Source organism: Pseudomonas arcuscaelestis, from assembly GCF_016881005.1.
Classification (GTDB): domain Bacteria; phylum Pseudomonadota; class Gammaproteobacteria; order Pseudomonadales; family Pseudomonadaceae; genus Aquipseudomonas; species Aquipseudomonas arcuscaelestis.
Window position 1 is genome coordinate 302,113 of sequence record NZ_JACOPV010000001.1, and the last position, 25,635, is coordinate 327,747.

General features: G+C 57.2%; 22 protein-coding genes. 11 read left to right on the forward strand and 11 right to left on the reverse strand.

Annotated features, from left to right (window positions below; genetic code table 11):
- Positions 1 to 86 precede the first annotated feature (86 nt).
- Entirely contained in the window at positions 87 to 1,895 is a 1,809-nt protein-coding gene (gene oadA, locus H8F21_RS01400) for a sodium-extruding oxaloacetate decarboxylase subunit alpha (protein ID WP_203477322.1), read from the reverse strand.
- Between the two features lie 11 nt (positions 1,896 to 1,906).
- Positions 1,907 to 3,322: an acetyl-CoA carboxylase biotin carboxylase subunit gene (locus H8F21_RS01405; RefSeq protein ID WP_203477320.1), complete on the reverse strand. Its 1,416-nt coding sequence runs from the start codon at positions 3,320 to 3,322 to the stop codon at positions 1,907 to 1,909.
- A gap of 189 nt (positions 3,323 to 3,511) precedes the next feature.
- Here H8F21_RS01405 and H8F21_RS01410 point away from each other — a divergent pair, with 189 nt between their 5' ends.
- A complete protein-coding gene (locus tag H8F21_RS01410) occupies positions 3,512 to 4,474 on the forward strand; it encodes a LysR family transcriptional regulator (RefSeq protein ID WP_328824218.1) in 963 nt (320 codons plus the stop codon).
- On the opposite strand, the gene H8F21_RS01415 is transcribed toward H8F21_RS01410, so the two are convergent.
- Positions 4,416 to 4,631: a PA3496 family putative envelope integrity protein gene (locus H8F21_RS01415; protein WP_203477317.1), complete on the reverse strand. Its 216-nt coding sequence runs from the start codon at positions 4,629 to 4,631 to the stop codon at positions 4,416 to 4,418. The genes H8F21_RS01410 and H8F21_RS01415 overlap by 59 nt on opposite strands.
- Positions 4,632 to 4,742: 111 nt before the next feature.
- Complete coding sequence (gene hexR, locus H8F21_RS01420) at positions 4,743 to 5,609, reverse strand: transcriptional regulator HexR (RefSeq protein ID WP_038616018.1); 867 nt, start codon at positions 5,607 to 5,609, stop codon at positions 4,743 to 4,745.
- Positions 5,610 to 5,713: 104 nt separating this feature from the next.
- Between hexR and zwf the strand changes: the two genes are divergently transcribed.
- Both zwf and H8F21_RS01430 read left to right on the forward strand, forming a co-directional pair.
- Positions 5,714 to 7,156, forward strand: a complete 1,443-nt coding sequence (zwf, locus tag H8F21_RS01425) for a glucose-6-phosphate dehydrogenase (protein ID WP_203477314.1) — start codon at positions 5,714 to 5,716, stop codon at positions 7,154 to 7,156.
- 88 nt (positions 7,157 to 7,244) lie between these two features.
- Complete coding sequence (locus H8F21_RS01430) at positions 7,245 to 7,568, forward strand: hypothetical protein (RefSeq protein ID WP_203477310.1); 324 nt, start codon at positions 7,245 to 7,247, stop codon at positions 7,566 to 7,568.
- 37 nt (positions 7,569 to 7,605) lie between these two features.
- Here H8F21_RS01430 and H8F21_RS01435 read toward each other — a convergent pair whose 3' ends face one another.
- Entirely contained in the window at positions 7,606 to 10,485 is a 2,880-nt protein-coding gene (locus H8F21_RS01435; RefSeq protein WP_236042834.1) for a putative bifunctional diguanylate cyclase/phosphodiesterase, read from the reverse strand.
- A 224-nt stretch (positions 10,486 to 10,709) separates the two neighbouring features.
- On the opposite strand from H8F21_RS01435, the gene uvrD reads away from it, so the two are divergent.
- The 3 genes from uvrD to H8F21_RS01450 all read left to right on the forward strand — a co-directional run bounded on the left by uvrD (position 10,710) and on the right by H8F21_RS01450 (position 14,376).
- Entirely contained in the window at positions 10,710 to 12,893 is a 2,184-nt protein-coding gene (uvrD, locus tag H8F21_RS01440) for a DNA helicase II (protein WP_203477294.1), read from the forward strand.
- 108 nt (positions 12,894 to 13,001) lie between these two features.
- Positions 13,002 to 13,856, forward strand: coding sequence for a Tim44 domain-containing protein (locus tag H8F21_RS01445; RefSeq protein ID WP_203541791.1), 855 nt, complete (start codon positions 13,002 to 13,004; stop codon positions 13,854 to 13,856).
- Positions 13,857 to 13,968: 112 nt separating this feature from the next.
- Positions 13,969 to 14,376 (forward strand): SMI1/KNR4 family protein, encoded by a 408-nt coding sequence (locus tag H8F21_RS01450; RefSeq protein WP_203477282.1) that lies wholly within the window; start codon positions 13,969 to 13,971, stop codon positions 14,374 to 14,376.
- 138 nt (positions 14,377 to 14,514) lie between these two features.
- On the opposite strand, the gene H8F21_RS01455 is transcribed toward H8F21_RS01450, so the two are convergent.
- On the reverse strand, positions 14,515 to 16,275 hold the full coding sequence (locus H8F21_RS01455) for a cation:proton antiporter (RefSeq protein WP_203477280.1): 1,761 nt from the start codon (positions 16,273 to 16,275) through the stop codon (positions 14,515 to 14,517).
- Between the two features lie 313 nt (positions 16,276 to 16,588).
- Between H8F21_RS01455 and H8F21_RS01460 the strand changes: the two genes are divergently transcribed.
- Entirely contained in the window at positions 16,589 to 17,074 is a 486-nt protein-coding gene (locus tag H8F21_RS01460) for an acyl-CoA thioesterase (protein WP_203477278.1), read from the forward strand.
- On the opposite strand, the gene pdxY is transcribed toward H8F21_RS01460, so the two are convergent.
- On the reverse strand, positions 17,071 to 17,943 hold the full coding sequence (gene pdxY, locus H8F21_RS01465) for a pyridoxal kinase PdxY (protein WP_203477276.1): 873 nt from the start codon (positions 17,941 to 17,943) through the stop codon (positions 17,071 to 17,073). The genes H8F21_RS01460 and pdxY overlap by 4 nt on opposite strands.
- 118 nt (positions 17,944 to 18,061) lie before the next feature.
- Here pdxY and H8F21_RS01470 point away from each other — a divergent pair, with 118 nt between their 5' ends.
- Complete coding sequence (locus H8F21_RS01470) at positions 18,062 to 18,454, forward strand: DUF3301 domain-containing protein (RefSeq protein ID WP_136478806.1); 393 nt, start codon at positions 18,062 to 18,064, stop codon at positions 18,452 to 18,454.
- Here H8F21_RS01470 and H8F21_RS01475 read toward each other — a convergent pair.
- Both H8F21_RS01475 and zigA read right to left on the reverse strand, forming a co-directional pair.
- Positions 18,451 to 19,422, reverse strand: a complete 972-nt coding sequence (locus tag H8F21_RS01475) for a CobW family GTP-binding protein (RefSeq protein ID WP_203477273.1) — start codon at positions 19,420 to 19,422, stop codon at positions 18,451 to 18,453. The two genes, H8F21_RS01470 and H8F21_RS01475, sit on opposite strands and share 4 nt — an antisense overlap.
- A gap of 76 nt (positions 19,423 to 19,498) precedes the next feature.
- Positions 19,499 to 20,707: a zinc metallochaperone GTPase ZigA gene (gene zigA, locus H8F21_RS01480; RefSeq protein ID WP_203477508.1), complete on the reverse strand. Its 1,209-nt coding sequence runs from the start codon at positions 20,705 to 20,707 to the stop codon at positions 19,499 to 19,501.
- A 135-nt stretch (positions 20,708 to 20,842) separates the two neighbouring features.
- On the opposite strand from zigA, the gene H8F21_RS01485 reads away from it, so the two are divergent.
- Positions 20,843 to 21,226 (forward strand): glutamine synthetase, encoded by a 384-nt coding sequence (locus H8F21_RS01485; RefSeq protein WP_413242975.1) that lies wholly within the window; start codon positions 20,843 to 20,845, stop codon positions 21,224 to 21,226.
- A 27-nt stretch (positions 21,227 to 21,253) separates the two neighbouring features.
- Positions 21,254 to 22,141 carry a GTP cyclohydrolase FolE2 gene (folE2, locus tag H8F21_RS01490; protein WP_203477270.1) on the forward strand — a complete coding sequence of 296 codons (888 nt, stop codon included), beginning with the start codon at positions 21,254 to 21,256 and terminating at the stop codon, positions 22,139 to 22,141.
- A gap of 7 nt (positions 22,142 to 22,148) precedes the next feature.
- Here folE2 and H8F21_RS01495 read toward each other — a convergent pair whose 3' ends face one another.
- Entirely contained in the window at positions 22,149 to 22,676 is a 528-nt protein-coding gene (locus H8F21_RS01495) for a DUF3617 domain-containing protein (RefSeq protein ID WP_203477266.1), read from the reverse strand.
- A gap of 128 nt (positions 22,677 to 22,804) precedes the next feature.
- On the opposite strand from H8F21_RS01495, the gene cls reads away from it, so the two are divergent.
- Entirely contained in the window at positions 22,805 to 24,244 is a 1,440-nt protein-coding gene (gene cls, locus H8F21_RS01500) for a cardiolipin synthase (RefSeq protein ID WP_203477252.1), read from the forward strand.
- A 6-nt stretch (positions 24,245 to 24,250) separates the two neighbouring features.
- Here cls and cfaB read toward each other — a convergent pair whose 3' ends face one another.
- A complete protein-coding gene (gene cfaB, locus H8F21_RS01505) occupies positions 24,251 to 25,435 on the reverse strand; it encodes a C17 cyclopropane fatty acid synthase CfaB (RefSeq protein WP_203477249.1) in 1,185 nt (394 codons plus the stop codon).
- Positions 25,436 to 25,635: the final 200 nt, after the last annotated feature.

Genomic DNA, 25,635 nt, shown 5'->3' on the forward strand with positions numbered 1-25,635 from the left:
GTGCTCGCTGCTATCGCAGAGCTAGGTAAAAAAAGGGGAGCAAATGCTCCCCAGAGGTTAACCGCTTGTAGATGAAGGCGTGTAAATCAGCCTTCGATCTCGATCAGGATTTCGCCCGGGTTCACGCGGTCGCCCTTGGCCACGTGAATGGCAGTAACCTTGCCGGCGATGGCCGCCTGGACTTCAGTCTCCATCTTCATCGCTTCGGTAATCAGTACCGGCTGACCAGCCTTGACCATGTCACCCTCCTTGACCAGCACATCGACGATGTTGCCCGGCATGGTGGTGCTGACATGACCCGGTGCGCTGGCCTGCTTACGCTTGCTGCTCCCGCCGCCAACGAATTCATTGAGCGGTTCGAACACCACTTCTTCCGGCATGCCGTCGATGGACAGGTAGAAGTGACGCTTGCCTTCGGCCTTGACGCCAACACCGGTGATGTCTACGCGGTAGGTCTCACCGTGAACGTCGATAACGAACTCGGTTGGCACGCCTTCGCCACTGGCCGATGCCACTGCACCCGCTTCAGGAATTGGCAGCAGCACTTCTGGAGTCAGGGTGCCGGCTTCGCGCTCTTCGAGGAACTTGCGCCCGATATCCGGGAACATGGCAAAAGTCAGCACGTCTTCCTCGGACTTGGCCAGGTTGCCGATATCGGCACGCAGCTTGGTCATTTCCGGCTTGAGCAGGTCTGCCGGACGCACATCGATAACGTCTTCGCTGCCAATGGCCTGGCGACGCAGATTCTCATCGACCACTCCTGGCGCCTTGCCGTAGCCGCCTTGCAGGTACAGCTTCACCTCGTTGGTGATGGTCTTGTAGCGTTCGCCCGCCAACACGTTGAAGAACGCTTGGGTACCAACAATCTGCGAGGTTGGCGTAACCAGCGGTGGGAAACCCAGGTCTTCACGCACGCGCGGGATTTCAGCCAGCACTTCGCTCATGCGGTTGAGAGCGCCCTGCTCCTTGAGCTGGTTGGCCAGGTTGGAAATCATTCCGCCTGGAACCTGGTTTACTTGAACACGGGTGTCGACAGAGGTGAACTCGCTTTCGAACTGGTGGTACTTCTTGCGCACGGCATAGAAGTACAGGCCGATTTCCTGCAGTAGCTCCAAGTCCAGGCCGGTGTCGAACTCGCTACCCTTGAGGGCGGCCACCATCGACTCGGTACCTGGATGGCTGGTGCCCCAGGCAAAGCTAGAGATGGCCGTGTCGATATGATCGGCACCGTTCTCGATAGCTTTGAGCTGGCACATGGCAGCCAGGCCAGCGGTGTCGTGGGAGTGAATGAACACTGGCAGTGACTGTTCGGCTTTCAAAGCCTTGACCAGCTCGCCCGTGGCGTAAGGGGTCAGCAGACCCGCCATGTCCTTGATCGCGACCGAATCGCAACCCATCGCTTCCATCTGTTTGGCCTGGGCGACAAAGGCGTCGATGGTGTGCACAGGGCTAGTGGTGTAGGCGATGGTGCCCTGGGCGTGCTTACCGGCAGCCTTGACCGCTTCAATGGCCACGCGCAGGTTACGCACGTCGTTCATGGCATCGAAGATACGGAACACATCGATACCGTTGACAGCGGCTTTAGCCACGAAGGCTTTGACCACGTCATCACTGTAGTGACGGTAGCCAAGCAGGTTCTGGCCACGCAGCAGCATCTGCAGGCGAGTGTTAGGCAGCGCAGCGCGCAGCTTGCGCAGGCGTTCCCACGGATCTTCCTTGAGGAAACGTACACAGGCGTCGAAGGTCGCCCCACCCCAGACTTCCAGCGACCAGTAGCCGACTTTGTCGAGCTTGTCGCAGATCGGCAGCATGTCATCGGTACGCATGCGAGTTGCCAGCAGGGACTGGTGGGCGTCGCGCAGGATTGTGTCTGTTACAAAGATCTTCTTGGACATTATGGGTTTCCTCACAGGCCTGCGTGGGCGGCAATGGCGGCAGCGATGGCCAGGGCCAGCTCTTCGGGTTTGCGCTTGATCGAGTAGTTGGTCAGTTCCGGATGGCTTTCTACAAAGCTGGTATTGAACTGACCGCTGCGGAACTCCGGATTACGCAGGATTTCCTGGTAATAGGCGGCAGTGGTCTTCACCCCTTGCACGCGCATGTCATCCAGGGCGCGCAGGCCGCGGTCCATGGCTTCTTCCCAGGTCAATGCCCAAACCACAAGTTTCAGGCACATGGAGTCGTAAAACGGTGGAATGGTATAGCCGGTATAGATCGCCGTATCTGTACGTACGCCGGGGCCACCGGGAGCGTAATAACGCGTGATCTTGCCGAAGCTGGGGAGGAAATTGTTCTTTGGGTCTTCAGCATTGATCCGAAACTGCAGAGCAAAGCCGCGGTGCTGAATATCTTCCTGCTTGACCGAAAGAGGCAGGCCCGAGGCAATACGAATCTGCTCGCGGACGATGTCGATACCGGTGATTTCTTCGGTGATGGTGTGTTCCACCTGCACCCGGGTGTTCATTTCCATGAAGTACACTTCGCCTTCGGCGAGCAGAAACTCCACGGTGCCAGCGTTCTCATATCCCACGGCCTTGGCTGCGCGCACCGACAGGTCGCCGATATAGGCGCGCTGCTCCGGGGTCAGTTGCGGGCTCGGGGCGATTTCGATCAGCTTCTGGTTGCGACGTTGAATCGAACAATCACGCTCGAACAGGTGCACAACGTTGCCAAAGCTGTCGCCGAGAATCTGGGCTTCAATATGCTTGGGGTTGACGATGCATTTTTCCAGGAAGACTTCTGCCGAACCAAAGGCCTTGGTCGCCTCGGAAATCACTCGTGGGAATGCTTGTTCCAGCTCTTCACGGCTGTTGCAGCGACGAATACCGCGACCGCCACCACCCGAGGTAGCCTTGAGCATGACCGGGTAACCAATGCGCTCACCCTCCTCAAGTGCTTCATGGATGTCAGCAACGTTACCTTCGGTACCCGGCGTCACCGGGACACCAGCCTTGATCATGCTGCGGCGGGCTTCAGTCTTGTCGCCCATACGGCGAATGACTTCGGCGGCGGGGCCAATGAACTTAATGCCACGCTCAGCGCAGATGTCCGCAAGTTCAGCGTTCTCCGACAGAAAGCCATAACCGGGATGCAATGCATCACAACCGGTTTCCACCGCCAGGTTCACCAGCTTGCGCGGGTTCAAGTAGCCAGCCAGGGGCTCAGCACCAATGCTGTGCGCCTCATCGGCACGTTTGACGTGCAAGGCATGACGGTCGGCGTCGGAGTAGATCGCCACGGAGCGAATGCCCATCTCGGCGCAAGCACGCACGATCCGAACTGCAATTTCACCCCTGTTGGCGATCAGGATTTTTTTTATCACTGGAGTATTCCCAAGGCCGCTAGAACAAACGAGCCGGCGGTGCCGGTCGGCGCGTGACCAGTCGTCGCTGGCCAGTCGCATCTTTAACTTAGCGCTGTCTCTGGATAAACAAAAATCAATATTTATTAGGGCATGCATTAGCAAAAGCTTATAGTGCTGTTACAGGGTTTTGCCGGAGTACCAGGAAAAATGCGTAAGTCATTGATGCGTATGACATTGCGTCAATTGCAGATCTTCAATGAGGTGTGTGATTTACGTTCGTACAGCCGCGCAGCCGCAGAGATGAATTTGACGCAACCCGCCGTTAGTCTACAAATTCGCCAGCTCGAAGAACTGGTGGGGCAGCCCTTGTTCGAGTACGTCGGAAAAAAGCTCTATTTGACCGAGGCAGCAGAAGCGCTTCAACGCGCCAGCCGCGATATATTCGGCCGCCTCGAAAGCCTCGATATGCAGCTTTCCGACATGCAGGGCTCACTACAAGGGCAACTGAAGCTTGCGGTGGAGTCGAGCGCCAAGTACTTCGTCCCGCACTTGTTTGCCGCCTTCAAACGAATGCATCCTGAGGTTAACCTGACCCTCAACGTGGTCAACCGTGCCCAGGCTATCCGCCGCCTCTCGGACAACCGGGATGACTTGATCATCATGTCCATGGTGCCGCAGGACATGGGCCTCGAATTCCTGCCATTCCTCAACAATCCGATCGTCGCCGTCGCCCCTCCTGACCACCCACTGTGCAAGCTGGAAAACCTGCGCCTGCAGGATCTGGAGCCGCATACACTGCTGGTTCGCGAGCAAGGCTCGGGAACGCGCAAGGCCTGCGAGGAGTACTTCAAGGAAAAGCGCGTGCACTTTGCCCAAACCCTGGAGGTGGCTTCGACCGATGCCCAGCGCGAGTGCGTAATTGCCGGCCTGGGCATTGCCCTGCTGACTCGCCATGCGCTTAACCTGGAGTTGGCTACCGGCGTACTACGGGAGCTACCCGTTGAAGAGCTGCCGCTTTATCGCAGTTGGTGCGTGGTGCAGGCCAAGGCCAAGCGGCAATCACCGGTGGCCCTGGCCTTTCTAGCGTTCATTCGCAGCGAACGTGCACAAATCAGCGCGCTTGTTGAGCGCTTTTCGGGGACTCTGCCGCCGATACCTGCCACACGCTAATGGCTTTCAACTCAGGGTAATCGGCAATTTCCTGGAGCAGGCGACGCTGCTCGGAGTAACTTTCAATCGCGCGGCGAAACTCCATGCGGCGCTGATCTTTCTCCTGCTGCTTGCGGGACTTGGCGTTGGGCTGATAGCCATCGAATTCACGAGCCATTGCATATCTCCCTGATCGAGTGCGGGAGTTTTAGCCTGACTTCGTGGCATTACGGTTTGGCGGCGCGCCAATGACAAATCGATGAACCCGTAGCGTCTGGATAAATCCGTATCAGTCGTCCATTGCCTTGATCGACTTGGGCGACAGGCGCAGGCTGCGCAAACTGCGTTTCACGCTCTTGAGGTGATTGACCAAGCTTGGGCCACGCGCCATGGCCACGCCCATTGCCAGCACATCGATCACCACCAAGTGCGCAATACGCGACGTCAGCGGGGTATAGATTTCGGTATCTTCGTGCACGTCGATCGCCAGATTGACCGTCGACAATTCAGCCAGAGGCGTCTGGCTAGGGCACAGCGTGATCAACGTGGCCCCGCTCTCACGTACCAGGTTGGCCGTGATCAGCAAGTCCTTCGAGCGACCCGACTGGGAAATACAGATAGCCACATCGCCTGGCTTGAGCGTGACCGCCGACATCGCCTGCATATGCGGGTCGGAATATGCTGCCGCCGTAAGCAGCAGGCGGAAAAACTTGTGCTGAGCGTCCGCAGCGACCGCACCGGAAGCACCAAAGCCGTAGAACTCGACGCGCTGGGCCTGAGCCATGGCGGACACTGCCCGCTGCAGAGCCTGGGGATCGAGATGCTCACGCACCTCCATCAGGGTGTGCAGCGTAGTGTCGAAGATCTTCAGGCTGTAGTCGGCGACCGAGTCGTCTTCATGAATGGCAAACTGGCCAAAACTGGCGCCGGCCGCCAGGCTTTGCGCCAGCTTCAGCTTGAGATCCTGGAACCCGGAGCAACCGATGGCCCGACAAAAACGTACGATGGTCGGTTCGCTGATACCAACGCTGTGGGCAAGATCGGCCATGGAGCTGTGCATGACGGCTGCTGGATCCAGCAGCACGTGATCGGCAACCTTGAGTTCCGATTTGCGTAGCAGATGGCGCGACTGGGCGATGTGTTGCAACAGATTCAAGGGCAGGACTCGGTTATGATCGACTGACCGGGTTGTAGCTTTCTTGTAGTTATACTACATGACCGGCGACCCGCCCAGCTAAACGAACTGTGAGAGTAGTGATATTGACTATCCCGTGCGACATCATGGTGTTCGGCGGCACCGGTGACCTGGCCTTGCATAAACTGCTTCCTGCGCTCTATCACCTGTATCGCGAGGGCCGTCTCCATATTGCCGTACGGATCATTGCCCTGGCGCGGCGCAACCTGCCGCGCAGTGAATACCTAAAGCTGGTCGAGCGCCGTTGCCGGGCCCAGATTGCACCAAACGATTTTGACGAGGATGTGTGGGCACGTTTTTGTGCGCGCTTGGACTATTTCTCCATGGATGCCGCACAGAGCGCCGACTTTGGTCGCCTGGCGCGATTTCTAGGCGAGGCCGGCGGCCTGACCCGCGTCTATTACCTCGCCACTGCACCCAATCTCTTCGTGCCTATCGCCAACCATCTGAAAGTTGCAGGACTGGCCGATAATGAGGCGCGCATCGTTCTGGAAAAGCCCATCGGCCACTCACTGGAGTCGGCCACCGCGATCAACCAAGCCATTGGCGCGGTTTTCGATGAGTCGCAGGTATTCCGGATCGACCACTACCTGGGCAAGGAAACGGTGCAGAACCTAATGGCCCTGCGCTTTGCCAACGCCCTGCTGGAGCCAGTATGGCGTAACAGCCAAATCGACCACGTTCAGATCAGCGTCTGTGAAACCCTTGGCGTGGAAAATCGTGGCGCCTATTACGACCGTGCCGGCGCCACCCGCGACATGCTGCAAAACCACTTGCTACAACTACTTTGCCTGGTCGCGATGGAACCACCCGCGCAGTTCGAAGCCGAGGCTGTGCGCGATGAAAAAGTAAAAATCCTGCGGGCGCTGAAACCGATCTGCGGCCAGGACGTGCAAGACAAAACCGTGCGTGGCCAGTACGGCGCGGGCAAGATCGGCGGACAGGAGGTTCCTGCGTACTATTTCGAGAAAGATGTCGACAACGACAGCGATACAGAGACCTTTGTCGCCGTTGAAGCACATATTGAAAACTGGCGCTGGGCTGGCGTGCCTTTCTATCTGCGCACCGGCAAACGCATGGGGAAACGTTCCTCGCAAATCGTCATCCAGTTCAAGCCTGTGCCCCATCGCTTGTTCGAGGGTGACCAGGCCAACCAGTTGCTGATCCAATTGCAGCCGGATGAGCGCATCAGCTTGCAAATGATGACTAAAACGCCCGGCAAGGGTATGCACCTGGAACCCGTAGAGCTGAACCTCAACCTAGCCCAGGTATTTGGCCAGACCCGCCGATGGGATGCCTACGAACGCCTGCTGCTGGATGTACTCTCAGGTGACTCGACCCTGTTCATGCGCCGTGACGAGGTTGAAGCGGCATGGACTTGGATTGATCCGATCCTCAACGGCTGGCAGGAACACTTCCAGGCTCCCCGACCATACCCTGCCGGCGCCAATGGGCCTGACCAGGCTCATAGCCTGTTGGCACGCCGAAGCAGCGCGTGGCACGACTGAAGGGTTTCCTGCTGAATCTGCCAGCTACTTTGGATCAATGATGGTTCTGCAACACGCGTTGCAAACCCATCATTGAGGACTTCAAGATATGACCATCCAAAGTAAAGACTGGCATGCCCAGAATGACCGGATGCCGAGCACAGAAGGCCCACGCTTTCGCGTGCGTGGCACCGTGACCGTAGACAGCCCATCGTTCACCCCAGTACTGACAATGGCGCAAATTCAGGACAAATCTACTGGGATCAACCTGGAACTTAAATTTGAGCAAGAAGAGGGCATATTCCTCGCGGTAGTTACCGAGAAACAGGTAGCCTTCGAAATGCCTGGGGTGGACTACACCATCCCTTGGGTACATGTGTTTCACGAGGGCAAATTGCTGTACACCATCAAAGACATCGCGACCACATACTGATGTTTTTAACGGCAGGCCTTCACTCCTGAACGGCCTGCTACTCCATGAAGCTAGTCATGCTACGTCCTAGCAGGTCGCTGAAGGCACAAGCGTCGACAGGCTTACTGATCAAGTAACCCTGTACCTCATCACACCCCTGTTCACGCAGCAGGGTAAGCTGCTCCATCGTCTCCACGCCCTCGGCCACCACTTTCAGCTCCAGGCTCTTGGCCATTGCAATGATCGCCCGGGTTATGGCCGCATCTTCACTGCCTTCGTGCAGGCCACGTATAAAGGCCTGGTCGATCTTTACGTAGTCCACCGGAAAGCGCTTGAGATAGCTGAGTGACGAATAACCGGTGCCAAAATCATCGATGGCCAATTTTACCCCGAGCTCATGCAATTGCTCGAAGGTGGTGATGATGTGTTCGACGCTGTCGAGCAACTGACTCTCGGTCAGCTCCAGTTCCAACAGGTGGGGCTCCAGGCCGCTCTCTTCCAGAACTTGGCGTACCAGACTGACCAGCTTGCCCTGGCGCAACTGGTGCACCGACAGATTCACCGACACCCGGATCGGCGTCAAACCCTGGCGTTGCCATTCGCGGGCTTGCCAACAAGCCTGGCGCAGTACGAATTCGCCAATGGGTGCTATCAGGCCGGTCTCTTCAGCCAGACCGATAAACTCACTCGGCGGGACCATGCCCCATTGCGGGTGCTGCCAGCGCACCAGCGCTTCAGCGGCAAGTAAACGCCCCTGGCGCAAGCACAACTTGGGCTGGTAATAGACCAGCAGTTGTCGCTCCTCAATGGCTTTTCGCAATTGATTCTCCAACTGCAGCCGCTCAAGCGTGCTGGCTCGAAGATTCTCGGTGTAGAACTGAAAGCTGTCGCCGCCCAGATGCTTGGCATGCTGCTTGGCCATATCCGCCTGGCTGACCAGGGCACCCAGGTCGAAGGTGGCGTCCGGCAATAAACTGATACCTATAGACGCACTGATCACTACTTCGTGGCCGTCCAGACGCTGCGGTACACGTAGTTTGTCGAGCAGCCGTGTCGTCACCCTGACCAGGCTGGAAAGGTTGTTGTAGCCGTCGAACAACACGGCAAACTCATCACCTGACAACCGCGCCACGGTATCGGCTTCGGGCACTGCATTAGCGATACGCCGCGCCATTTTCTTGAGCAACTGATCTGCCAGCTCATGGCCGAGGCCTTCGTTGAGCAACTTGAAACGATCCAGATCAATATGCAGTAACGCCAGGCTACGGCCGTTGATTCGAACCCGCTGGCCGGCATCGTGCAGGCGCAGGCGGAACAGTGCCCGGTTAGCCAATCCTGTCAGTTCGTCGTAATGGGCCAAGTAACGCAGGCGCTCTTCCGACTCACGGCGGGTCGATAGGTCGGTAAAGAAACCCACAATATTACTGATGCTGCCGCGAGCGTCGCGTACACCGTTCAATTGCAGCCATTGCGGATACAGCTCTCCGTTCTTGCGAGCTTCGACGAGTTCCCCTTGCCAGCGCCCCTGCTGATCCAACGCTTGCTCGATAGCGGCGCTGTGCCGTCTTGCATCGCGGCTGCAGGGCAACTCCAAGGCATTACGCGCAAGCAACTCTTCACGACAATAACCGGTGACTTCGCAGTAGGCCTGGTTGACCGCCAGCAATTCGAAATCCGGGCCAAGAATGGCAATGCCTTCGCTGGCCGCCTCGAATACTGTTGCTGCCAGGCGTTGCTGTTCTTCCTGAGCCTTCTTCGCAGAAACGTCGCGACGCGTACCCAGCATGCGTAGGACCTTGCCGTTGCCGTCGTGCTCCACCGCCTTGCCCCGGTCTTCGATCCAGCACCAGTGTCCGTGGCTATGGCGTATGCGATACTCGACCCGATAATCCTCGGTGCGACCCTTCAGATGTTCAACCAGTGTGCGTCGCAAAACCGGAAGATCATCGGGGTGCAGGCGAGGTTTGAGGTCATTGCGTACGCTGCGTACCTGAGCCTGTTCAAGGCCGAATAGCTCGCGAAGCTGGGTATGGTGGATTTCATCAGTGTCCAGGTTCCAGTCCCACAGGCCCAGCTCGCTGGCTTGCAAGGCCAATGCGAGACGCTGCTCACTCTTGCCTAGCGCATGATTGGCCTGGTCCAACTCCAGCCCACGCTGAGCCACCCTCGACTCCAGTCCCGTCTGAGCCTCTCGCAGTTGCTCTTCTATCTGTCGCCGCTGCTCCACTTCGCCAGCCAACGCCTGGTTCAGGCGCTCACTGCGGCGCTGGGCAGCTTGCAGGTGTTCAATCAATGCCTGGTTCTGGAAGCGCTTGAGCAGGCCGCCTTCTATCAGCCGATTGACCTGCCAGGCAACTACCAACAGGGCGCCGAGTAAAATCAGGCCCAGCCAACCCCAGCCACGTTGTTGCTCATCGCCATTCCAGAATAAAAAGACGATAGGTGGCAGCAGGCACGGCAAGGTGAAGCTCAGAAAAGCTGGCAGGCTGACTGCGTAGGCGATGCTGGCGGACAATGTCGCCGCCCCGAGCAAGCCGAACACCCAGGCCTGCTGCACAAAGTTATCCACAGGGACCAGGGCAATCGCTGCGCTGGCCAGGGTGAGACCACTGAACGCCGAACCGAATAAAAACATTCGCCACCAAGCCGGCTTGGCTTGGCGTTCCGGCATCGCGGAGTCAAACGCTGCGACTTGGATAACTCTCAGTGCTACCAGCGCCATCAACCAGACTACCCAGACACTGACCTGCAGGTAACGCGCCGGGCTCCAGAGCAACCAGGCGCAGACAAGTCCATTGAGCAACATGAATAAAGTGGGCAGCAGCGAGCCTTGATAGAGCAGACGGGTGCGCTCTACCGCCAGTTGCGTAGCAAATTGTTTGCGAATGCTCCCGCGTGTGCCCAGCGGCACGCCAGCGGAGCTGGAACCAGATGTCATAGGCAGTGTTCTTGTAATGGTCAGCCCTAAACGTGCACGGAGCATACACAAGCAGGCAGCCACGCCAAAATGCTCTGGATCATTATTTTGCTGTCCGCCTTGGCGACGAAAAGCGCTCAAGCACGCAGGCCTTGCGCTACAGACCAATGACCGGCTGGTCAGCGGCAACAAGTTTTTCTACTGTATATTTGCCCAAGGGTTGCTCGCGCCTCTAAAATGTCCGGATGCGCGATGATCTCTCTCTCCTGTTGAACTCTCTCAACGACGCCCAACGCCAGGCCGTAGCGGCCCCCGTCGGTCGTCAGTTGGTTCTGGCCGGTGCCGGCTCTGGCAAAACCCGTGTGCTGGTGCACCGCATCGCCTGGTTGATCCAGGTCGAGCAGGCCTCGCCACACTCGATTCTGTCGGTGACCTTTACCAACAAGGCCGCTGCCGAGATGCGCCAGCGTATCGAGCAACTGATGGGCATCAACCCGGCCGGTATGTGGGTAGGCACTTTCCACGGCCTGGCCCATCGCCTGCTGCGTGCGCATTGGCAAGAAGCCGGCTTGAACCAGAACTTCCAGATCCTCGACAGTGATGATCAGCAACGCTTGGTCAAGCGAGTGATCCGTGAGCTGGGTCTCGATGAACAACGTTGGCCGGCGCGCCAGGCCCAGTGGTTCATCAATGGGCAGAAAGATGAAGGTTTGCGCCCGCAGCACATCCAGGCCAGTGGTGATCTGTACCTGGGCACCATGCGCAGCATTTATGAAGCCTACGAGGCCGCGTGCCAGCGCGCCGGGGTCATCGACTTCTCCGAACTGCTCCTGCGCGCGCTGGATCTATGGCGCGACCATCCTGGTCTGCTCGAACACTATCAACGGCGCTTCCGTCATGTGCTGGTGGACGAATTCCAGGATACCAACGCCGTGCAATACGCCTGGCTGCGCCTGCTTTGCAAAGGTGGGGACAGCCTGATGGTTGTCGGCGACGACGACCAGTCCATCTACGGCTGGCGCGGCGCCAAGATCGAGAACATTCACCAGTACAGCGCCGACTTCCCCGACGCCGAAATGATCCGTCTGGAGCAGAACTATCGCTCTACCGCCGGGATCCTCAAGGCAGCCAACGCCCTGATCGCCAACAATAGCGATCGTCTGGGCAAAGAGCTGTGGACCGATGGTGGCGATGGCGAACCCCTGAGCCTCTACGCCGCCTTCAACGAACATGACGAAGCGCGCTATGTGGTCGAAACCATTGAAAGCGTGCTGAAGACGGGGCTGGCCCGCAGCGACATTGCCATCTTGTACCGTTCCAACGCCCAGTCCCGCGTGCTTGAAGAAGCCTTGCTGCGCGAGCGTATCCCGTACCGCATCTATGGTGGTCAGCGCTTCTTTGAGCGTGCTGAAATCAAGAATGCCATGGCCTACCTGCGTTTGCTCGAAGGGCGCGGCAACGACGCCGCTCTGGAGCGGGTAATCAACGTTCCGCCACGGGGCATCGGTGAGAAAACCGTAGAAGCGATTCGCGATCATGCGCGGCACGCCGAAGTGTCAATGTGGGAATCGATGAGCCTGCTGATCGCCAACAAAGCCCTCAAAGGCCGCGCAGCAGGCGCCCTTGCGGCGTTCATCGAGCTGATTGAGAACCTTGCCGCGAAAGTCATGGAAATGCCGCTGCACCTGATGACCCAAACCGTGATCGAGCAGTCCGGGCTGATCATGTATCACCAGGAAGAAAAAGGTGAGAAGGGTCAGGCACGGGTAGAAAACCTTGAGGAACTGGTCAGCGCCGCGCGTAACTTCGAAACCAGCGAAGAAGACGCCGAACTCTCCCCGCTGGCAGCCTTCCTGGGTCACGCTTCGCTGGAAGCCGGCGATGCCCAGGCAGACGAGCATGAAGACAGCATTCAGCTGATGACTCTACACAGCGCCAAAGGCCTGGAGTTCCCCCATGTGTTCCTGGTGGGTATGGAAGAGGGCCTGTTCCCGCACAAGATGAGCCTGGAAGAACCTGGCCGCCTGGCAGAAGAGCGCCGTCTGGCCTATGTCGGCATCACTCGTGCCATGCAGCAACTGGTAATGACCTACGCCGAAACCCGACGCCTATATGGCAGCGAAACCTACAACAAGGTCTCTCGTTTCGTACGCGAGATTCCGGCTGGACTGATCCAGGAAGTGCGCTTGTCCAACAGCGTCAGCCGTCCTTTCGGCTCGGGACAACAGCAAAACAGTAGCAGTTTGTTTGCCAATGCCAACATTCCGCAGACCTCCTTCAACCTCGGCCAGCGGGTGCAACACGCTGTTTTCGGCGAAGGTGTAATCCTCAACTTCGAAGGTTCCGGAGCCCAGGCCCGGGTACAGGTGAACTTCGCAGAAGGCAGCAAATGGCTGATGCTTGGCTATGCCAAGCTAGAAGCGCTGTAGAGGTAAGCCTGCTTAGGCAAAAGATGGAAACATCTTGGCTCTGGTCATGCGCGTTACAACCTGTGCAACATGACGCGCGTGCAATCCACAAAACGGGAATACCCTTCTATGCAACGTTTTCTTAGCATCGCCCTGGCGTTGTGCATCGGCCTGACGATGAGCCTCGACGCGAACGCCAAACGCCTCGGTGGCGGCAAAAGCTCGGGCGCAGCGCCCATGCACCAAACCCGCCAGGCTGCGCCGACTACGCCAGCCGCCTCGCCAACCGCTCCAGGTCGCGCACCTGCAGCCGCCAGCGGTGCCTCGCGCTGGCTCGGCCCTCTGGCCGGTATCGCCGCCGGTGGCCTGCTGGCCTCGATGTTCATGGGCGATGGCTTCCAAGGCATGCAGATCTTCGACATCCTGATCATGGCTGTGATCGCCTTCCTGGTGTTCCGCTTCATCGCCGCCCGTCGCCGCAAGCAGCAGCCACAAATGGCCGCCGCCGGTCACGCGCCGTTCCAGCGCGAAGCTCACCAGCCTGCTGCCCAGCCGTCGATCTTCGGTGGCTCCGCCGCACCTGCCGCAGCCGCCCGTCCGGTAATCAATGCGCCAGCATGGTTCAACGAGCAGAGCTTCCTGGCTGCTGCGCGCAACCACTTCCAGACGCTGCAGCAGCACTGGGACGCCAACGAAATGGACAAGATCGCCGAGTTCGTCACCCCGCAGATGCTGCAGTTCCTCAAGCAGGAACGTGCTGATCTGGGTGATGGCTTCCAATCCACCTACATCGACAACCTCGACGTGCAACTTGAAGGTGTCGAAGACCGCGCCGACAAGACCATCGCCACCCTGACGTTCACCGGCGTGTCGAAAACCTCGCGTTTCGACCAAGGCGAACAGTTCAGCGAAAGTTGGAACATGGAACGCGCCCAAGGCGAAAACCAGCCTTGGCTGGTCGCAGGGATCCGCCAGAACGGCTGATCTTGAGGCATTGCACAAAAAAACCCCGGGCTTGCCCCGGGGTTTTGCTTTTAGCGCGGTGGGCTACTAGGGTATAACGCGCAGCGTGTCGTAAAGGTTAGAGGATAGAACCGTGGAAGAAGTCATCGAACAGCTCCGAGAAGCCAACGAACCGGTACCGGTGCCGCTTGAGTTGCCGGATGAAGACCAGTTGGTCGAAATCGAAGAACAGTTGTTCATCAATATTCCGTTCGTCTTCAAGGAGTTCCTGCTGACGGTGAGCGATGTGGTCTATGGCAGCCTGGAGCCAGTGACAGTCACCGATCCGCAATCTCACACCTATTTGCCAGAAGTAGCCGCTACAGCCTGGGACATGGGCGTTCCGCGCGAGCTGATCCCAATCTGTCAGGATGGCGACGACTACTACTGTGTCGAGGAAGATGGCACCGTGGTGCTTTGGTCGGGTGAAGAAGAGCTCGTCACCGAAGAAAGCTGGGAGTCTGTCTGGCACTGGGCCCGGGATGTCTGGCTAGAAAGCTGAATGAGAAATATCCTCATAAATTAATGGCCGTTTGCCATTAATGTTCGTAGAATCGCCATGCCTTCCTGTGCGTGGCGATTTCGTTACCGCTCCATCCCCTCGGACACTCGAGTCGCCTCGTGCAGGAAGCGTCCACCTCTAGTGGTGATTCTCCTGATGGTTTTCCAGGGTCTCCAGCAACGCAATCTGCATGCGCGTATGCACCCGGATAAACCAACGCCAGAGCAATGCAACGACCCCCGCCGCCACCACAACAATCAATATCAGCAACTCACTGGTTGGCAGAATGCTTGCCGAAAGTGCCGATAACAGTAGAAAAATCACCAGTAGCGACAACAACGGGATGACCTCGGCAATCACCCGACGGACCCTTTGAGTATGACGGCCGGCCATTTCCGGCTTGACGCCCATCTCCGCCAGCAACATCGACAACGCCTTGAGCTTGCGATAGGCCGCTATCAAAAATGGCAGCGACAGCAACAATGCAGCGCCCCAGATTAGCGCCTTCTGCTGACCCACATCGCTGATCCATTTACCCAGGTATTCGCCGATACGCGCAGCGAAATAACCGCCACTGAAAAATATCGCTACCACCAAAGCCAGGTTCACCCCCACCTGCAACAGGATGCGCCTGATCATCGACGCCAATAGCGCACCCTCACCGTGTGGCTGAATGCTGCGCAGCCACTCCCCATACAGCGACAGCACTCGCGCCAGAGGGCGCGGAACCACCTTGGCAAGCTTCAGCGACAATGGGTCGGCGCCACGGATGAGGTAGGGTGTGAGCAGCGTGGTAATAGCCGACACGGCAACCGCCACCGGATACAGAAAGTCACTGGTGACCTGCAAGGTCATGCCTAACGCTGCAATGATGAATGAGAACTCGCCAATTTGAGAAAGGCCCATGCCCACACGTAGCGAGGTACGCCCATCGTTGCCAGCGATAAAAGCCCCCATGCCACAGGAAAGCATCTTGCCCAACACCACGGCCACGGTAATGACCACGATCGGCCAGGCATATTCGACCAGTACCTGAGGGTCGATCATCATACCGATGGCAACAAAGAAAATAGCGCTGAACAAGTCGCGGACCGGCTCGATCAACCGTTCGATTTTAATCAACTGACGAGATTCGGCCATGATCGCGCCGATCAGGAATGCGCCCAGCACCATGCTGTATTCGAGCTTGACGACCAGCAGGCAGAAGCCGAAACACAGTCCCAGTACGGTGATAAGCAGCATTTCATTGCTTTCGAACCGCGCGACATAAGCCAACAGGCGCGGCACCAGCAAAATACCGATGACCAACGCCACAATCATGAACAGCGATAGCTTGCCGACCGTGGAGAATACTTCGCCGGAGCTCACAGAACCGCTGACAGCGATCCCTGAAAGCAGCGCAATAATACCGATGCCGAGAATGTCTTCGACGATCAGCACACCAAAGATCAACTGCGCAAAGCGCTCGTTCTTCATCTTCAGATCGTTGAGCGCTTTGACAATGATGGTGGTTGAGGAAATCGCCAGGATAGCGCCCAGGAACAGCGAATCCATGGTGCTCCAGCCAAACCAGCGGCCGATCTCGAAGCCGATCCAGATCATCAGCACGATTTCCAGGAACGCCGCGATGAACGCGGTGGCGCCCACTTTGAAGAGCTTTCGCAGGCTGAATTCCAGCCCTAGGCAGAACATCAGGAAAATCACCCCAAGCTCGGCAAGCGTCTTGATGGTGTCTTCGTCGTGAATCAGTCCGAAAGGTGGGGTATGCGGGCCGATAATAAAGCCGGCGACGACATAACCCAGTACGACCGGCTGCTTGAAGCGGTGAAACAGGATGGTCACCACACCGGCAACCAGCATGATCACCGCCAGGTCCTGGATGAAGCTGATGGCATGCACGGCGTGGTACTCCTTACCTTGGGACCATGGACACAGCGCAACTCCTGCACGTGGATTGAGTTGCGGGTACATAATGATTTAATACAGAACGCCCATCTTGCATGGGCTTCTTCAGGTTAACACCGCCACCTGTCGCGAAAAGCCGATGCAATAAGTGGTAACAGATCGACCAATTCAACGCCGTGTATGGCACTAATAGCGTGACGGCAAGGCCGCTGTCAGCGTCCCGTCTTTTAATGGGATCGAAATAGGGGAAAGAAGCGTGAATACCAGTCGCCACCCCGCCTCAGCGCAACCTCACCGTGAGCACACTATGGAACCTGGAAACGCCCAGCTGTCGATGACCGTCCTGATGACCCCGGACAAGGCCAATTTTTCTGGCAACGTTCATGGCGGTACGCTGCTCAAATACCTCGATGAAGTGGCTTATGCTTGCGCTAGCCGCTATGCCGGTCGCTATGTGGTAACCCTGTCGGTAGACCAGGTGGTCTTTCGCGAACCGGTACATGTCGGTGAGCTGGTGACCTTTCTGGCCTCGGTCAACTACACCGGCAACACCTCAATGGAAGTTGGCATCAAGGTCGTCACTGAAAACATCCGCGAACGTTCGGTGCGCCATAGCAATAGCTGCTTTTTTACCATGGTTGCCGTCGATGACGACCGCAAGCCGGTGGCAGTTCCTCCCCGCCAGCCGGAAAGCAGTGAAGAGAAGCGCCGCTTCATGCAAGGAAAGCAGCGCCGATTGATCCGCCAGGAGCTGGAAAAGCGTTACCAGGAACTCAAGGGCGACGCGCTTTAATAGCCAAGAAGTTGCGCTTCAAAACGCACGCGTGGATGTACGATGCGATCCTGGGCCCGCACCAGCTCAAGTTCATAGCTGGCGCAGGCCTGGGTTTCCAACAGTACCTCGTGAACCGCTGCTGCAGCGAATTCGAACGCTGCCACCCAGCTGTCACCCAGCAACAGGCGCGCCAGGAACAACCCTGAAGTCAGATCACCGACGCCTACAGGTTGTCGCGGGAAAGCCAAGAGCGGCCGACGCAGGTGCCAGCTGTCTTGCGCAGTAACCAGCAGCATCTCAAAATCATCAGCGCCACGTCCGGGGTAGACCAGGTGTTTGACCAGCACCGCTTTCGGTCCGCGCGCCAGCAAGCTGCGAGCCATGACCACGCAATCTTCCAACGATTCAGGCCGGCGATCGCAAAAGCTGTCCAGCTCCAGCTGGTTTGGACACAACACATCAGCGACTGCCGATGCTTCTTCGAGCAAAAAGCTGCTGACTTCGGCCGGTACGATGCAGCCTTTCTCCGGATGCCCCATTACTGGATCACAGAGATAGATGGCCTTGGGGTTCGCCGCCTTGATTCGCGCCACCCCGCTGAGAATTGCTCGCCCTTGTTCGGCGCTGCCCAGGTAACCTGATAGCACTGCATCGCAGTTACCCAGCTCTCCAATCGCTGCAATTCCCTCTACCAGTGCGGGAATTTGAGCTGGCGCAAGCACTTCTCCCGTCCACTGGCCATACTGAGTGTGGTTGGAGAACTGTACGGTGTTCAGAGGCCATACATTCACACCGACCCGCTGCATCGGAAACACTGCCGCGCCATTACCGGCATGGCCGAAAACTACATGAGACTGAATGGCAAGCAGGTGCGGCGTACGTTTCATGCAAGGCTTCCGAAGCAATTAGATGAAATTCAAGGCGTGCAGTATGGCGCCAACAGCCACCTGTACGACAGACCAGGGAGGCAGTTAAGCTTGGCATAATACGTTGGAGCATTCGCAAATGTTGACCCTGGGTAATCTCTCCGTGCTGATGTTGCTGGCCACAGCCGGCGCCTGGCTATGGCACAACCACGGATTGCGTGAAAAGGCCCTGGAAAGGGTCAAGCAGCATTGCGCAAAACTCGATCTGGAGTTGCTCGACGGCAACGTCGCGCTAAAGCGAATTGGCTTTGTCCGCGACGCCAACGGCCGCAAGCGCCTGGCTCGTGTGTATAACTTCGAATTCACCGTTACCGGCGAACAGCGCCATCCGGGCACCGTCACCCAATTCGGTGCACACAGCATGCAGATAGAACTGGCGCCCTACCCGTTTGAAATCAAACCTGCGCAGCAAGCCGACAACGTCATCGAAATGAATCAGTGGCGCCAGGACCATAACCGCTGGCGCAACTAGACCAGGCAAGCCTGCATAGCCTCCTGAAGCCTGTCGCCATCTTGAGGCTGAGCAAATATCAGCTCGATACGTGAGTCCCGCCGCCATTCACTGAACTGCCATTGCAGAGGGCTTTCCCCCTGCAAAGCATTTATCGACTGCCAACCTTCAGGGCTGTGGATAACCAGTTTCGCGCGGCGCCAGGCGAAACTGCGCAAAAACTGTTCGATGCGCATCCGATCAAACACCTGCTGTGGATGCCAACGCCAGCCAATACTCCAACCTTCTGCTGCATCGCGAATCTCACAGATCGGTGTGCCCGAAGTTATCCACAGGGCGGGCAAAGGCCCGGACCCATTGGGCAATACAAGATTACCCACAGCTGGGGTGGTCGCATCCTCAAGCACTTGGCTGGGTAACGCCATGAGCGGCAGACGACCTTGATCGGTCCAGAAAATAGGCTTGTCTGGCAGCTGGGAACTTATCCACAGACGCTGTTTTTCGGTCAGATTCAGCGATTTGTTCAGTACCAGCAAGCCTGCACCGGGCAGGGCTTGCACCTGTGCCTCTGGCAAAGGTATGCGCTCAGCCAAGTGTTGCGCATCCAGCACCATTACAGCCGGCTGCACCGCCAACACCCCACGCCAAGGAGCCTGTCGAAGCTGTTCCAGCAACTGAAGTGGATGCCCCAACCCAGAGGGCTCGATAAACAACCGGTGAGGCTTGGCTTTGCGTAACAAACGCCCCAATCCGACCTGAAACGGCGCGCCGTTGACGCAGCAAAGACAGCCGCCCGCCACTTCTCCCATGGCAATGCCCTTGTCGTCAGTGCTGAGCAGAGCGGCATCGAGGCCTATCTGGCCAAACTCGTTGATCAGCACCGCCCACCGTTCGTTTGCGGGCCGTTGGCCTAGCAGATGACGAATGAGGGTGGTCTTGCCGGCCCCCAACGGGCCGGCAATTACATGGGTGGGTATGTTCTGCAGCATATGAAGATACAAGCCTGGAATTTACGTCACTATGCCTTGATTTCACATCTTCCAGTCAATACCTGAGCATGTGCGCTCAGGCTGCCTCCTCCTCGTACCAGGGGCCGAAAGGATCTGGCCATTGAGACCAGCTTTCCAAGCCTTCGGCCATCTCTGCATCGGTCAGCAGGCATGCGCTGAGCTGGGTCTTGAGCAGGGCGAAATCGATGTTCTGGCCAATGAACACCAGTTCCTGGCGACAATCCCCACATTCAGCCACCCAGTTCTTGCGAATCGCCCCAGCGCTCTGTTCATCCTGCGGCCAATGCTCACGCGGCACGAAGCGCCACCAGCGCCCGGCAAAGCCGTAGCGCATCATTCCACCGGCCTGCGACCAGCTACCTGCATCCTGATGCTTGTTCGCTAGCCAGAAAAAGCCCTTCGAGCGCAGCAACCGGCCATTGCGCCACGGACCGTTGATAAAGTCGAAAAAACGCTGTGGATGCAACGGTCGCCGCGCCTGCCAAGTGGTAGCAGAAATACCGTATTCCTCGGTTTCCGGTACATGCTCACCGCGCATCTCCTTCAGCCAGCCAGGCGCCTGGGCGGCACGCTCGAAATCGAACAAACCAGTATTGAGTATCCACTCCAAAGGCACCTGCCCCATCACCATCGGCACAATCCGAGCATTGCCGTTAAGGCTGCGCAAGATGGCACTCAGCTCTTCGCGCTCGTGACTACTGATCAAATCAATCTTGCTGACCAGAATCACATCGGCAAACTCGACCTGTTCGATCAGCAGTTCAGTAATAGAGCGGTCATCTTCCTCACCCAAGGTCTCGCCGTGGCTGGCCAGGCTTTCTGCTGCCTGGTAGTCACGTAGAAAATTCACGCCATCAACAACTGTGACCATGGTGTCCAGCCGTGCCTGATCCGCCAGGCTACGACCTTGCTCATCCCGAAAAGTGAATGTCTCGGCAACCGGCAGTGGATCGGAAATACCAGTGGACTCAATCAACAAATAATCAAAACGACCTTCTCGTGCCAACTGCCCAACCTCTTCGAGCAAATCCTCCCGCAGGGTGCAACAGATGCAGCCATTGCTCATTTCCACGAGCTTTTCTTCGGCACGGTTAAGGGTGACATTTCGCTGCACCTCACTGGCATCGATGTTTATTTCGCTCATGTCGTTGACGATAACCGCGACCCGCAGGTTCTCGCGGTTACGCAAGACATGGTTGAGCAGTGTGCTTTTTCCGGCGCCGAGAAAGCCGGATAGCACGGTGACGGGAAGGCGATTGGGCATCATCAGGTCCTCATTAAGCAAAGTGCATTCGAGCGATGCATTGCGTGATGTTATAGTATAACAATATAATCTCGCCACTCTGCTTTGATTCAACTCGACAACGGCCCCCGAGAAGGACGCCAGGAAATGAACTCGTTGCGTTTGCTCGCTGTGACAGCAGCGTTGCCGCTGTGTCTGTCAATTGCTCGTACCGAAGCGGCGCCAATGAGCGCGGGCCTCGCGCTGTGTACACGCAGCGCTACCCTGCTGGCGTGTGGTGACGCGCAGGGCAACTACTACAGCGTACGGACCGAAGGCAGCACCACTTATTTACGCGGTTATGAAGTGACGGGTAAGCGGCTGTGGTCGCAGACCAACAGTCGCTATGGACAACTGACCTTCTATACCGGACTGGCCAGCGACGGTGAAACCTGGGTGGGATACAGCCGCAAGGTTGGCTGGACCACCTTGAATCGAGTATCGAGTTCAAATGGCCAACGCTTCAGCGTGCGCTGCAATCGATTGAGCGGCTGCGATTAACTGACTTATCCAGACAAAGAGACCGACATGACAGCCCTCACGCTTCCAGATATCGCTGCGCAAGCGAACCACACTTTTTTGCCACTTGATTGGGTTGGCATGTGCAACATAGCCGTTCCGGTGTTATTTGATGGCAGCACACTGCCGGCAACTGCCGACGCAGGAGTAAGCCTGGACGATGGCGCGGCGCGCGGCATCCACATGTCGCGCTTGTACGTGGCACTCGATGTTTTTGAGGATCAAACGCTTACCCCATCCCTGCTGCGCCGGGTTTTAGACGGATTTCTGCAAAGTCATACAGGCTTGTCTGCCGCTGCTTTTCTTGCTCTGCGCTTTGAGCTCATGCTGAAGCGACCCGCAGCAATCAGTCCGTTGGCAGGGTGGAAAGCTTATCCAGTCACGCTGAATGCACAGCTAAAAGATGAAGTGTTCCACGTGGAACTAAATGTGGAACTCGATTACTCCTCTACTTGCCCATGCTCGGCTGCCTTGGCCCGCCAATTAATTCAGCAACAGTTTTTGGCCGATTTCAGCGAGCGGACGCTGAATCATGAAGACCTGCTCACCTGGCTGGGCAGTGCTCAAGGCGTAGTTGCCACACCCCACAGTCAACGCAGCACGGCAAAACTGCAAGTTCGTCTTAATAACGACATCGACGCTCTACCAATCAAGGCATTGATCGACCAAGCTGAGGCGGTGCTGGGTACCGCGGTGCAGACAGCCGTCAAACGAGCCGATGAACAGGCCTTTGCCTTGGCCAATGGCCAAAATTTGATGTTCTGTGAGGATGCCGCTCGAAGACTGCACCAGGCGCTGAGAAGCATGTCTTGGCTGAGTGGGTTTGCATTGCGCGTGGAACATGCGGAAAGCCTGCATGCCCACGATGCTGTCGCCCACAGTCAGTGGCATTGGTAAGCGATTGTTAAGTCCGTGGCTTCACAGCGCCACAATCATTGCCCAGCCAAACAGCGCGTGTATTCATACTGCCCTGTTGCTGAACTCCCGACGCATTGAAGGTACCACTGACCTCAGTGAGAAATTCCCGATCGCTGAGAAAGGTGGCTTGTCCGGCGCCTTGTGCTTTTGGGCAAGTGAAGGTGAACTTCCACACGTTGCCGCTGCGCTCGGTAATCTTCTGAGTGCAACCGGACTTCGGGTCCTGCAGCGGGATATCGTTGCTCTTAACCTGTTCAGGTGTCAGACACGAACGCACACCTTGTCCTGCCACACTGATCCCCTGCTTGGCCAAGCCACCTTCGATCATAGCCCTCTGCTCGGGCGGCAGGTTCTTCAACTGGCCAAGCATGAAGCCCATGTCCGGCAGCGGCTTGCCATCGACTTGCATGTTGCTGGTGGTCAGTTCCCACAAACCCGGTTGCAACATTTGCGCATGCACCAACGGGCTCGCCAGCCCCACGACCAATGCCAGCATCGGCAGACGACTCTTCATGTAGTGGCTCCTCGATAGTCCAGCCCCAAGCTGGATCAAAGCTTAGACGTCAATTTGTCCTTTCGGTTGCAAGTACACCGAGGAACATGCTCTGTTAGAGGGCAGTGCCTTTGGACAGCAGGATGCGTATGGATTACCACAGCCCCTACTTCTTCGGTTACCTCATTGGTGCCCTTCATTTGCTTGGCGCTATCGCTGCCATGCACGCAGTGCTCACCGTGCGCACAGCTCAAGGGGCAATCGCCTGGGCCTTGTCGCTTTTGTTCATTCCCTACCTCACTCTGATTCCCTACCTGATATTCGGCAGCCGAACCTTCGACGCCTACATCCAGGCCAGACGCCAGGCCAACCGGGAAATGCACGTGGCGATGGCAGACTTGAACTGGCGCCCTTGGGTCGACGAGGCACTGGCAGCCCGCAACTCAGAGTCATACGGCGCCCTGCGAGCCATGCCCAGGTTAGGTCGCATGCCGTGTCTGGCCAACAATCAGGTGAGGCTGCTGATCGATGGCAAAGCGACTTTCGAGGCGATCTTCGCTGCGATCGAGCAAGCGCGAAATACAGTGCTGGTGCAGTTCTTCATCATTCATGACGACAAGCTCGGGCGCGCCCTGCAATCTTTGTTGCTGAACAAGGCAGCACAAGGGGTAAAAGTATATGTGCTGTATGACCGCGTTGGCAGCCATGCCCTGCCCTCTGCCTATACCCAGACATTGCGCGATGCGGGGGTGAATGTTCGCGCTTTCGCCACACGTCGAGGTTGGTTCAACCGCTTCCAGGTTAACTTTCGCAACCATCGCAAAATCGTCGTCGTCGATGGTTTGCAAGGCTTCGTGGGCGGGCACAACGTCGGCGACGAATACATGGGAGACAAGCCGAAACTTTCGCCATGGCGCGACACGCACGTGCAAGTCAGCGGACCGGTGCTGGCCTGCCTGCAAGAGTCCTTTGCCGAAGACTGGTATTGGGCCGCGCGCGAGTTGCCGCCCCTGATCCTGCCCGACACCTATCCAGAGGACGGCGTGCTTTGCCAGGTTCTGGCGAGCGGTCCGGCAGACCCTCAGGAAACCTGTTCCCTGTTCTTCGTCGAAGCGATCCATTCAGCCCGGGAGCGGCTATGGATTACCAGCCCCTACTTCATCCCCGATGAAGCGGTATTCGCGGCTTTGCGTCTTGCCGTACTGCGTGGCGTAGATGTACGCATACTTTTGCCGTCACGAGCCGACCACCGCATTGTCTACGCAGCTTCAAGCCTGTTCGCGTTCGAAGCGGTGCGGGCGGGGGTCAGAATGTTCCGCTACGGTCCTGGGTTCCTGCATCAGAAAGTGGTGCTGATAGACAACGAGCTCAGCGCGATCGGCAGCGCCAACCTGGACAACCGCTCGTTCCGGCTCAATTTCGAAGTGATGTTGCTGACTGTCGATCGAACCTTTTCCGATCAGGTCGAAGCCATGCTTATCCATGACTTCAACCAGGCTCGTGAGATCAGTGCCGAGGACAGCAAAGACACCCACCGTCTGCAGCAATTGGGGATGCGTATAGCTCGGCTTATTTCACCGATCCTCTAAACGCCTTCAACGGTAGAGATCTTCACGGGTCAGGGGTAATTCGTGATGACCATCGGCATAAGGTTTCACCGCCAGGATCTGGTGAAGATTGATCCAGCCTTTGGCAAAGGCATACGAACAGCCAGCCAGATACAGACGCCAGATGCGCAAGGCTTTTTCCGGAACCAGGGTGGAAGCTTTCTGCAGCTGGCTCTCCAAACGGTTGCTCCACTGTTCGAGCGTGCGCGCATAGTGCAGGCGCAGGCTTTCCACATCGACAACTTCAAGACCTGCAGTACTGATGCTGGCAGCGATCATGGACAGGTGTGGTAGCTCGCCATGGGGAAACACGTAGCGTTCGATAAAGCTGCCCGCGCCTCGTCCAACTGGACGGCCGTCCACGTGCTTGGCGGTGATGCCATGATTCATTACCAAGCCGCCCTCGCGTACCGCCCCAAACAGACGCTGACAGTAAAGCGCCAGATTGGCATGGCCGACATGCTCGAACATACCGACACTGACAACCTTGTCGAAGCGACCATCTTGAGGCAGGTCCCGGTAGTCGAGGATCTGCAAATCGACCTGGTCTTGCAGGCCCTCAGCCTTGACCCGTTCACGACCCAATTTGAGTTGCTCTTTACTCAGGGTGATGCCCAATACCTTGGCACCGAACTCCCGAGCGGCAAATCGTGACAGCCCTCCCCAGCCGCATCCGACATCAAGCAGGTAGTCGCCTTTGTTCAGGCGCAACTTGCGGCACAGGTGCTCAAACTTGTTCTGTTGCGCTTGCTCCAGTGTGTCCTGTTCAGTCTTGAAATAGGCACAGGAGTACGCCATGTCCGGATCCAGCCATAGCTGGTAGAAGTCATTGGACAAGTCGTAATGGTAAGAAATCGCAGCAGCATCTGTGGCCTTGTTGTGCTTGCGGCGCACCGGCTGATCATCCGCTTCATCCTTGAGCAACGCTTCGCTGAGCTCATCACAAACGCGAATTACTTCACTGATGGTGCCTTCCAGCTCCAGCTTTCCTTCAACAAAAGCTGCGCCTAGTTCGTCCAGGCTGGGGTGAGTGAATTGGCTGATCAGTTGCGGATCCTTGACCACAATAGTGACCTTGGGCTTGGGACCCAGATCGAACTCATGGCCGTCCCACAGCTTCAGACGCAATGGTAATCGCAGGCTTTGCAGAATAGGCGGAAGTTGCGCAAGCATGAACTGAACCTCCCTTTCTTTATCGGACGTCACGGCGAAAGGGTAGTTCATCTGCTGAAAGTTTCAGCTAATCGAGACCATAGTCTGCCCTGGCGCTCCCATTCCAGACCTCTGCAGGCTCATCGAGAAGCCATATAAATTGTATACAATCAGCCGTCCCGCAGACTAATCTTGGCGCCATTGTCGATTCTTCATCCTGG

What these genes read in the sequence shown, in the direction of transcription:
- oadA (WP_203477322.1), bottom strand. Translation starts at nt 1,895, where the DNA reads ATGTCCAAGAAGATCTTTGTAACAGACACAATCCTGCGCGACGCCCAC.
- H8F21_RS01410 (WP_328824218.1), top strand. Translation starts at nt 3,512, where the DNA reads ATGCGTAAGTCATTGATGCGTATGACATTGCGTCAATTGCAGATCTTC.
- H8F21_RS01415 (WP_203477317.1), bottom strand. Translation starts at nt 4,631, where the DNA reads ATGGCTCGTGAATTCGATGGCTATCAGCCCAACGCCAAGTCCCGCAAG.
- H8F21_RS01430 (WP_203477310.1), top strand. Translation starts at nt 7,245, where the DNA reads ATGACCATCCAAAGTAAAGACTGGCATGCCCAGAATGACCGGATGCCG.
- H8F21_RS01435 (WP_236042834.1), bottom strand. Translation starts at nt 10,485, where the DNA reads ATGACATCTGGTTCCAGCTCCGCTGGCGTGCCGCTGGGCACACGCGGG.
- uvrD (WP_203477294.1), top strand. Translation starts at nt 10,710, where the DNA reads ATGCGCGATGATCTCTCTCTCCTGTTGAACTCTCTCAACGACGCCCAA.
- H8F21_RS01445 (WP_203541791.1), top strand. Translation starts at nt 13,002, where the DNA reads ATGCAACGTTTTCTTAGCATCGCCCTGGCGTTGTGCATCGGCCTGACG.
- H8F21_RS01460 (WP_203477278.1), top strand. Translation starts at nt 16,589, where the DNA reads ATGGAACCTGGAAACGCCCAGCTGTCGATGACCGTCCTGATGACCCCG.
- pdxY (WP_203477276.1), bottom strand. Translation starts at nt 17,943, where the DNA reads ATGAAACGTACGCCGCACCTGCTTGCCATTCAGTCTCATGTAGTTTTC.
- H8F21_RS01470 (WP_136478806.1), top strand. Translation starts at nt 18,062, where the DNA reads ATGTTGACCCTGGGTAATCTCTCCGTGCTGATGTTGCTGGCCACAGCC.
- H8F21_RS01475 (WP_203477273.1), bottom strand. Translation starts at nt 19,422, where the DNA reads ATGCTGCAGAACATACCCACCCATGTAATTGCCGGCCCGTTGGGGGCC.
- zigA (WP_203477508.1), bottom strand. Translation starts at nt 20,707, where the DNA reads ATGCCCAATCGCCTTCCCGTCACCGTGCTATCCGGCTTTCTCGGCGCC.
- folE2 (WP_203477270.1), top strand. Translation starts at nt 21,254, where the DNA reads ATGACAGCCCTCACGCTTCCAGATATCGCTGCGCAAGCGAACCACACT.
- H8F21_RS01495 (WP_203477266.1), bottom strand. Translation starts at nt 22,676, where the DNA reads ATGAAGAGTCGTCTGCCGATGCTGGCATTGGTCGTGGGGCTGGCGAGC.
- cls (WP_203477252.1), top strand. Translation starts at nt 22,805, where the DNA reads ATGGATTACCACAGCCCCTACTTCTTCGGTTACCTCATTGGTGCCCTT.
- cfaB (WP_203477249.1), bottom strand. Translation starts at nt 25,435, where the DNA reads ATGCTTGCGCAACTTCCGCCTATTCTGCAAAGCCTGCGATTACCATTG.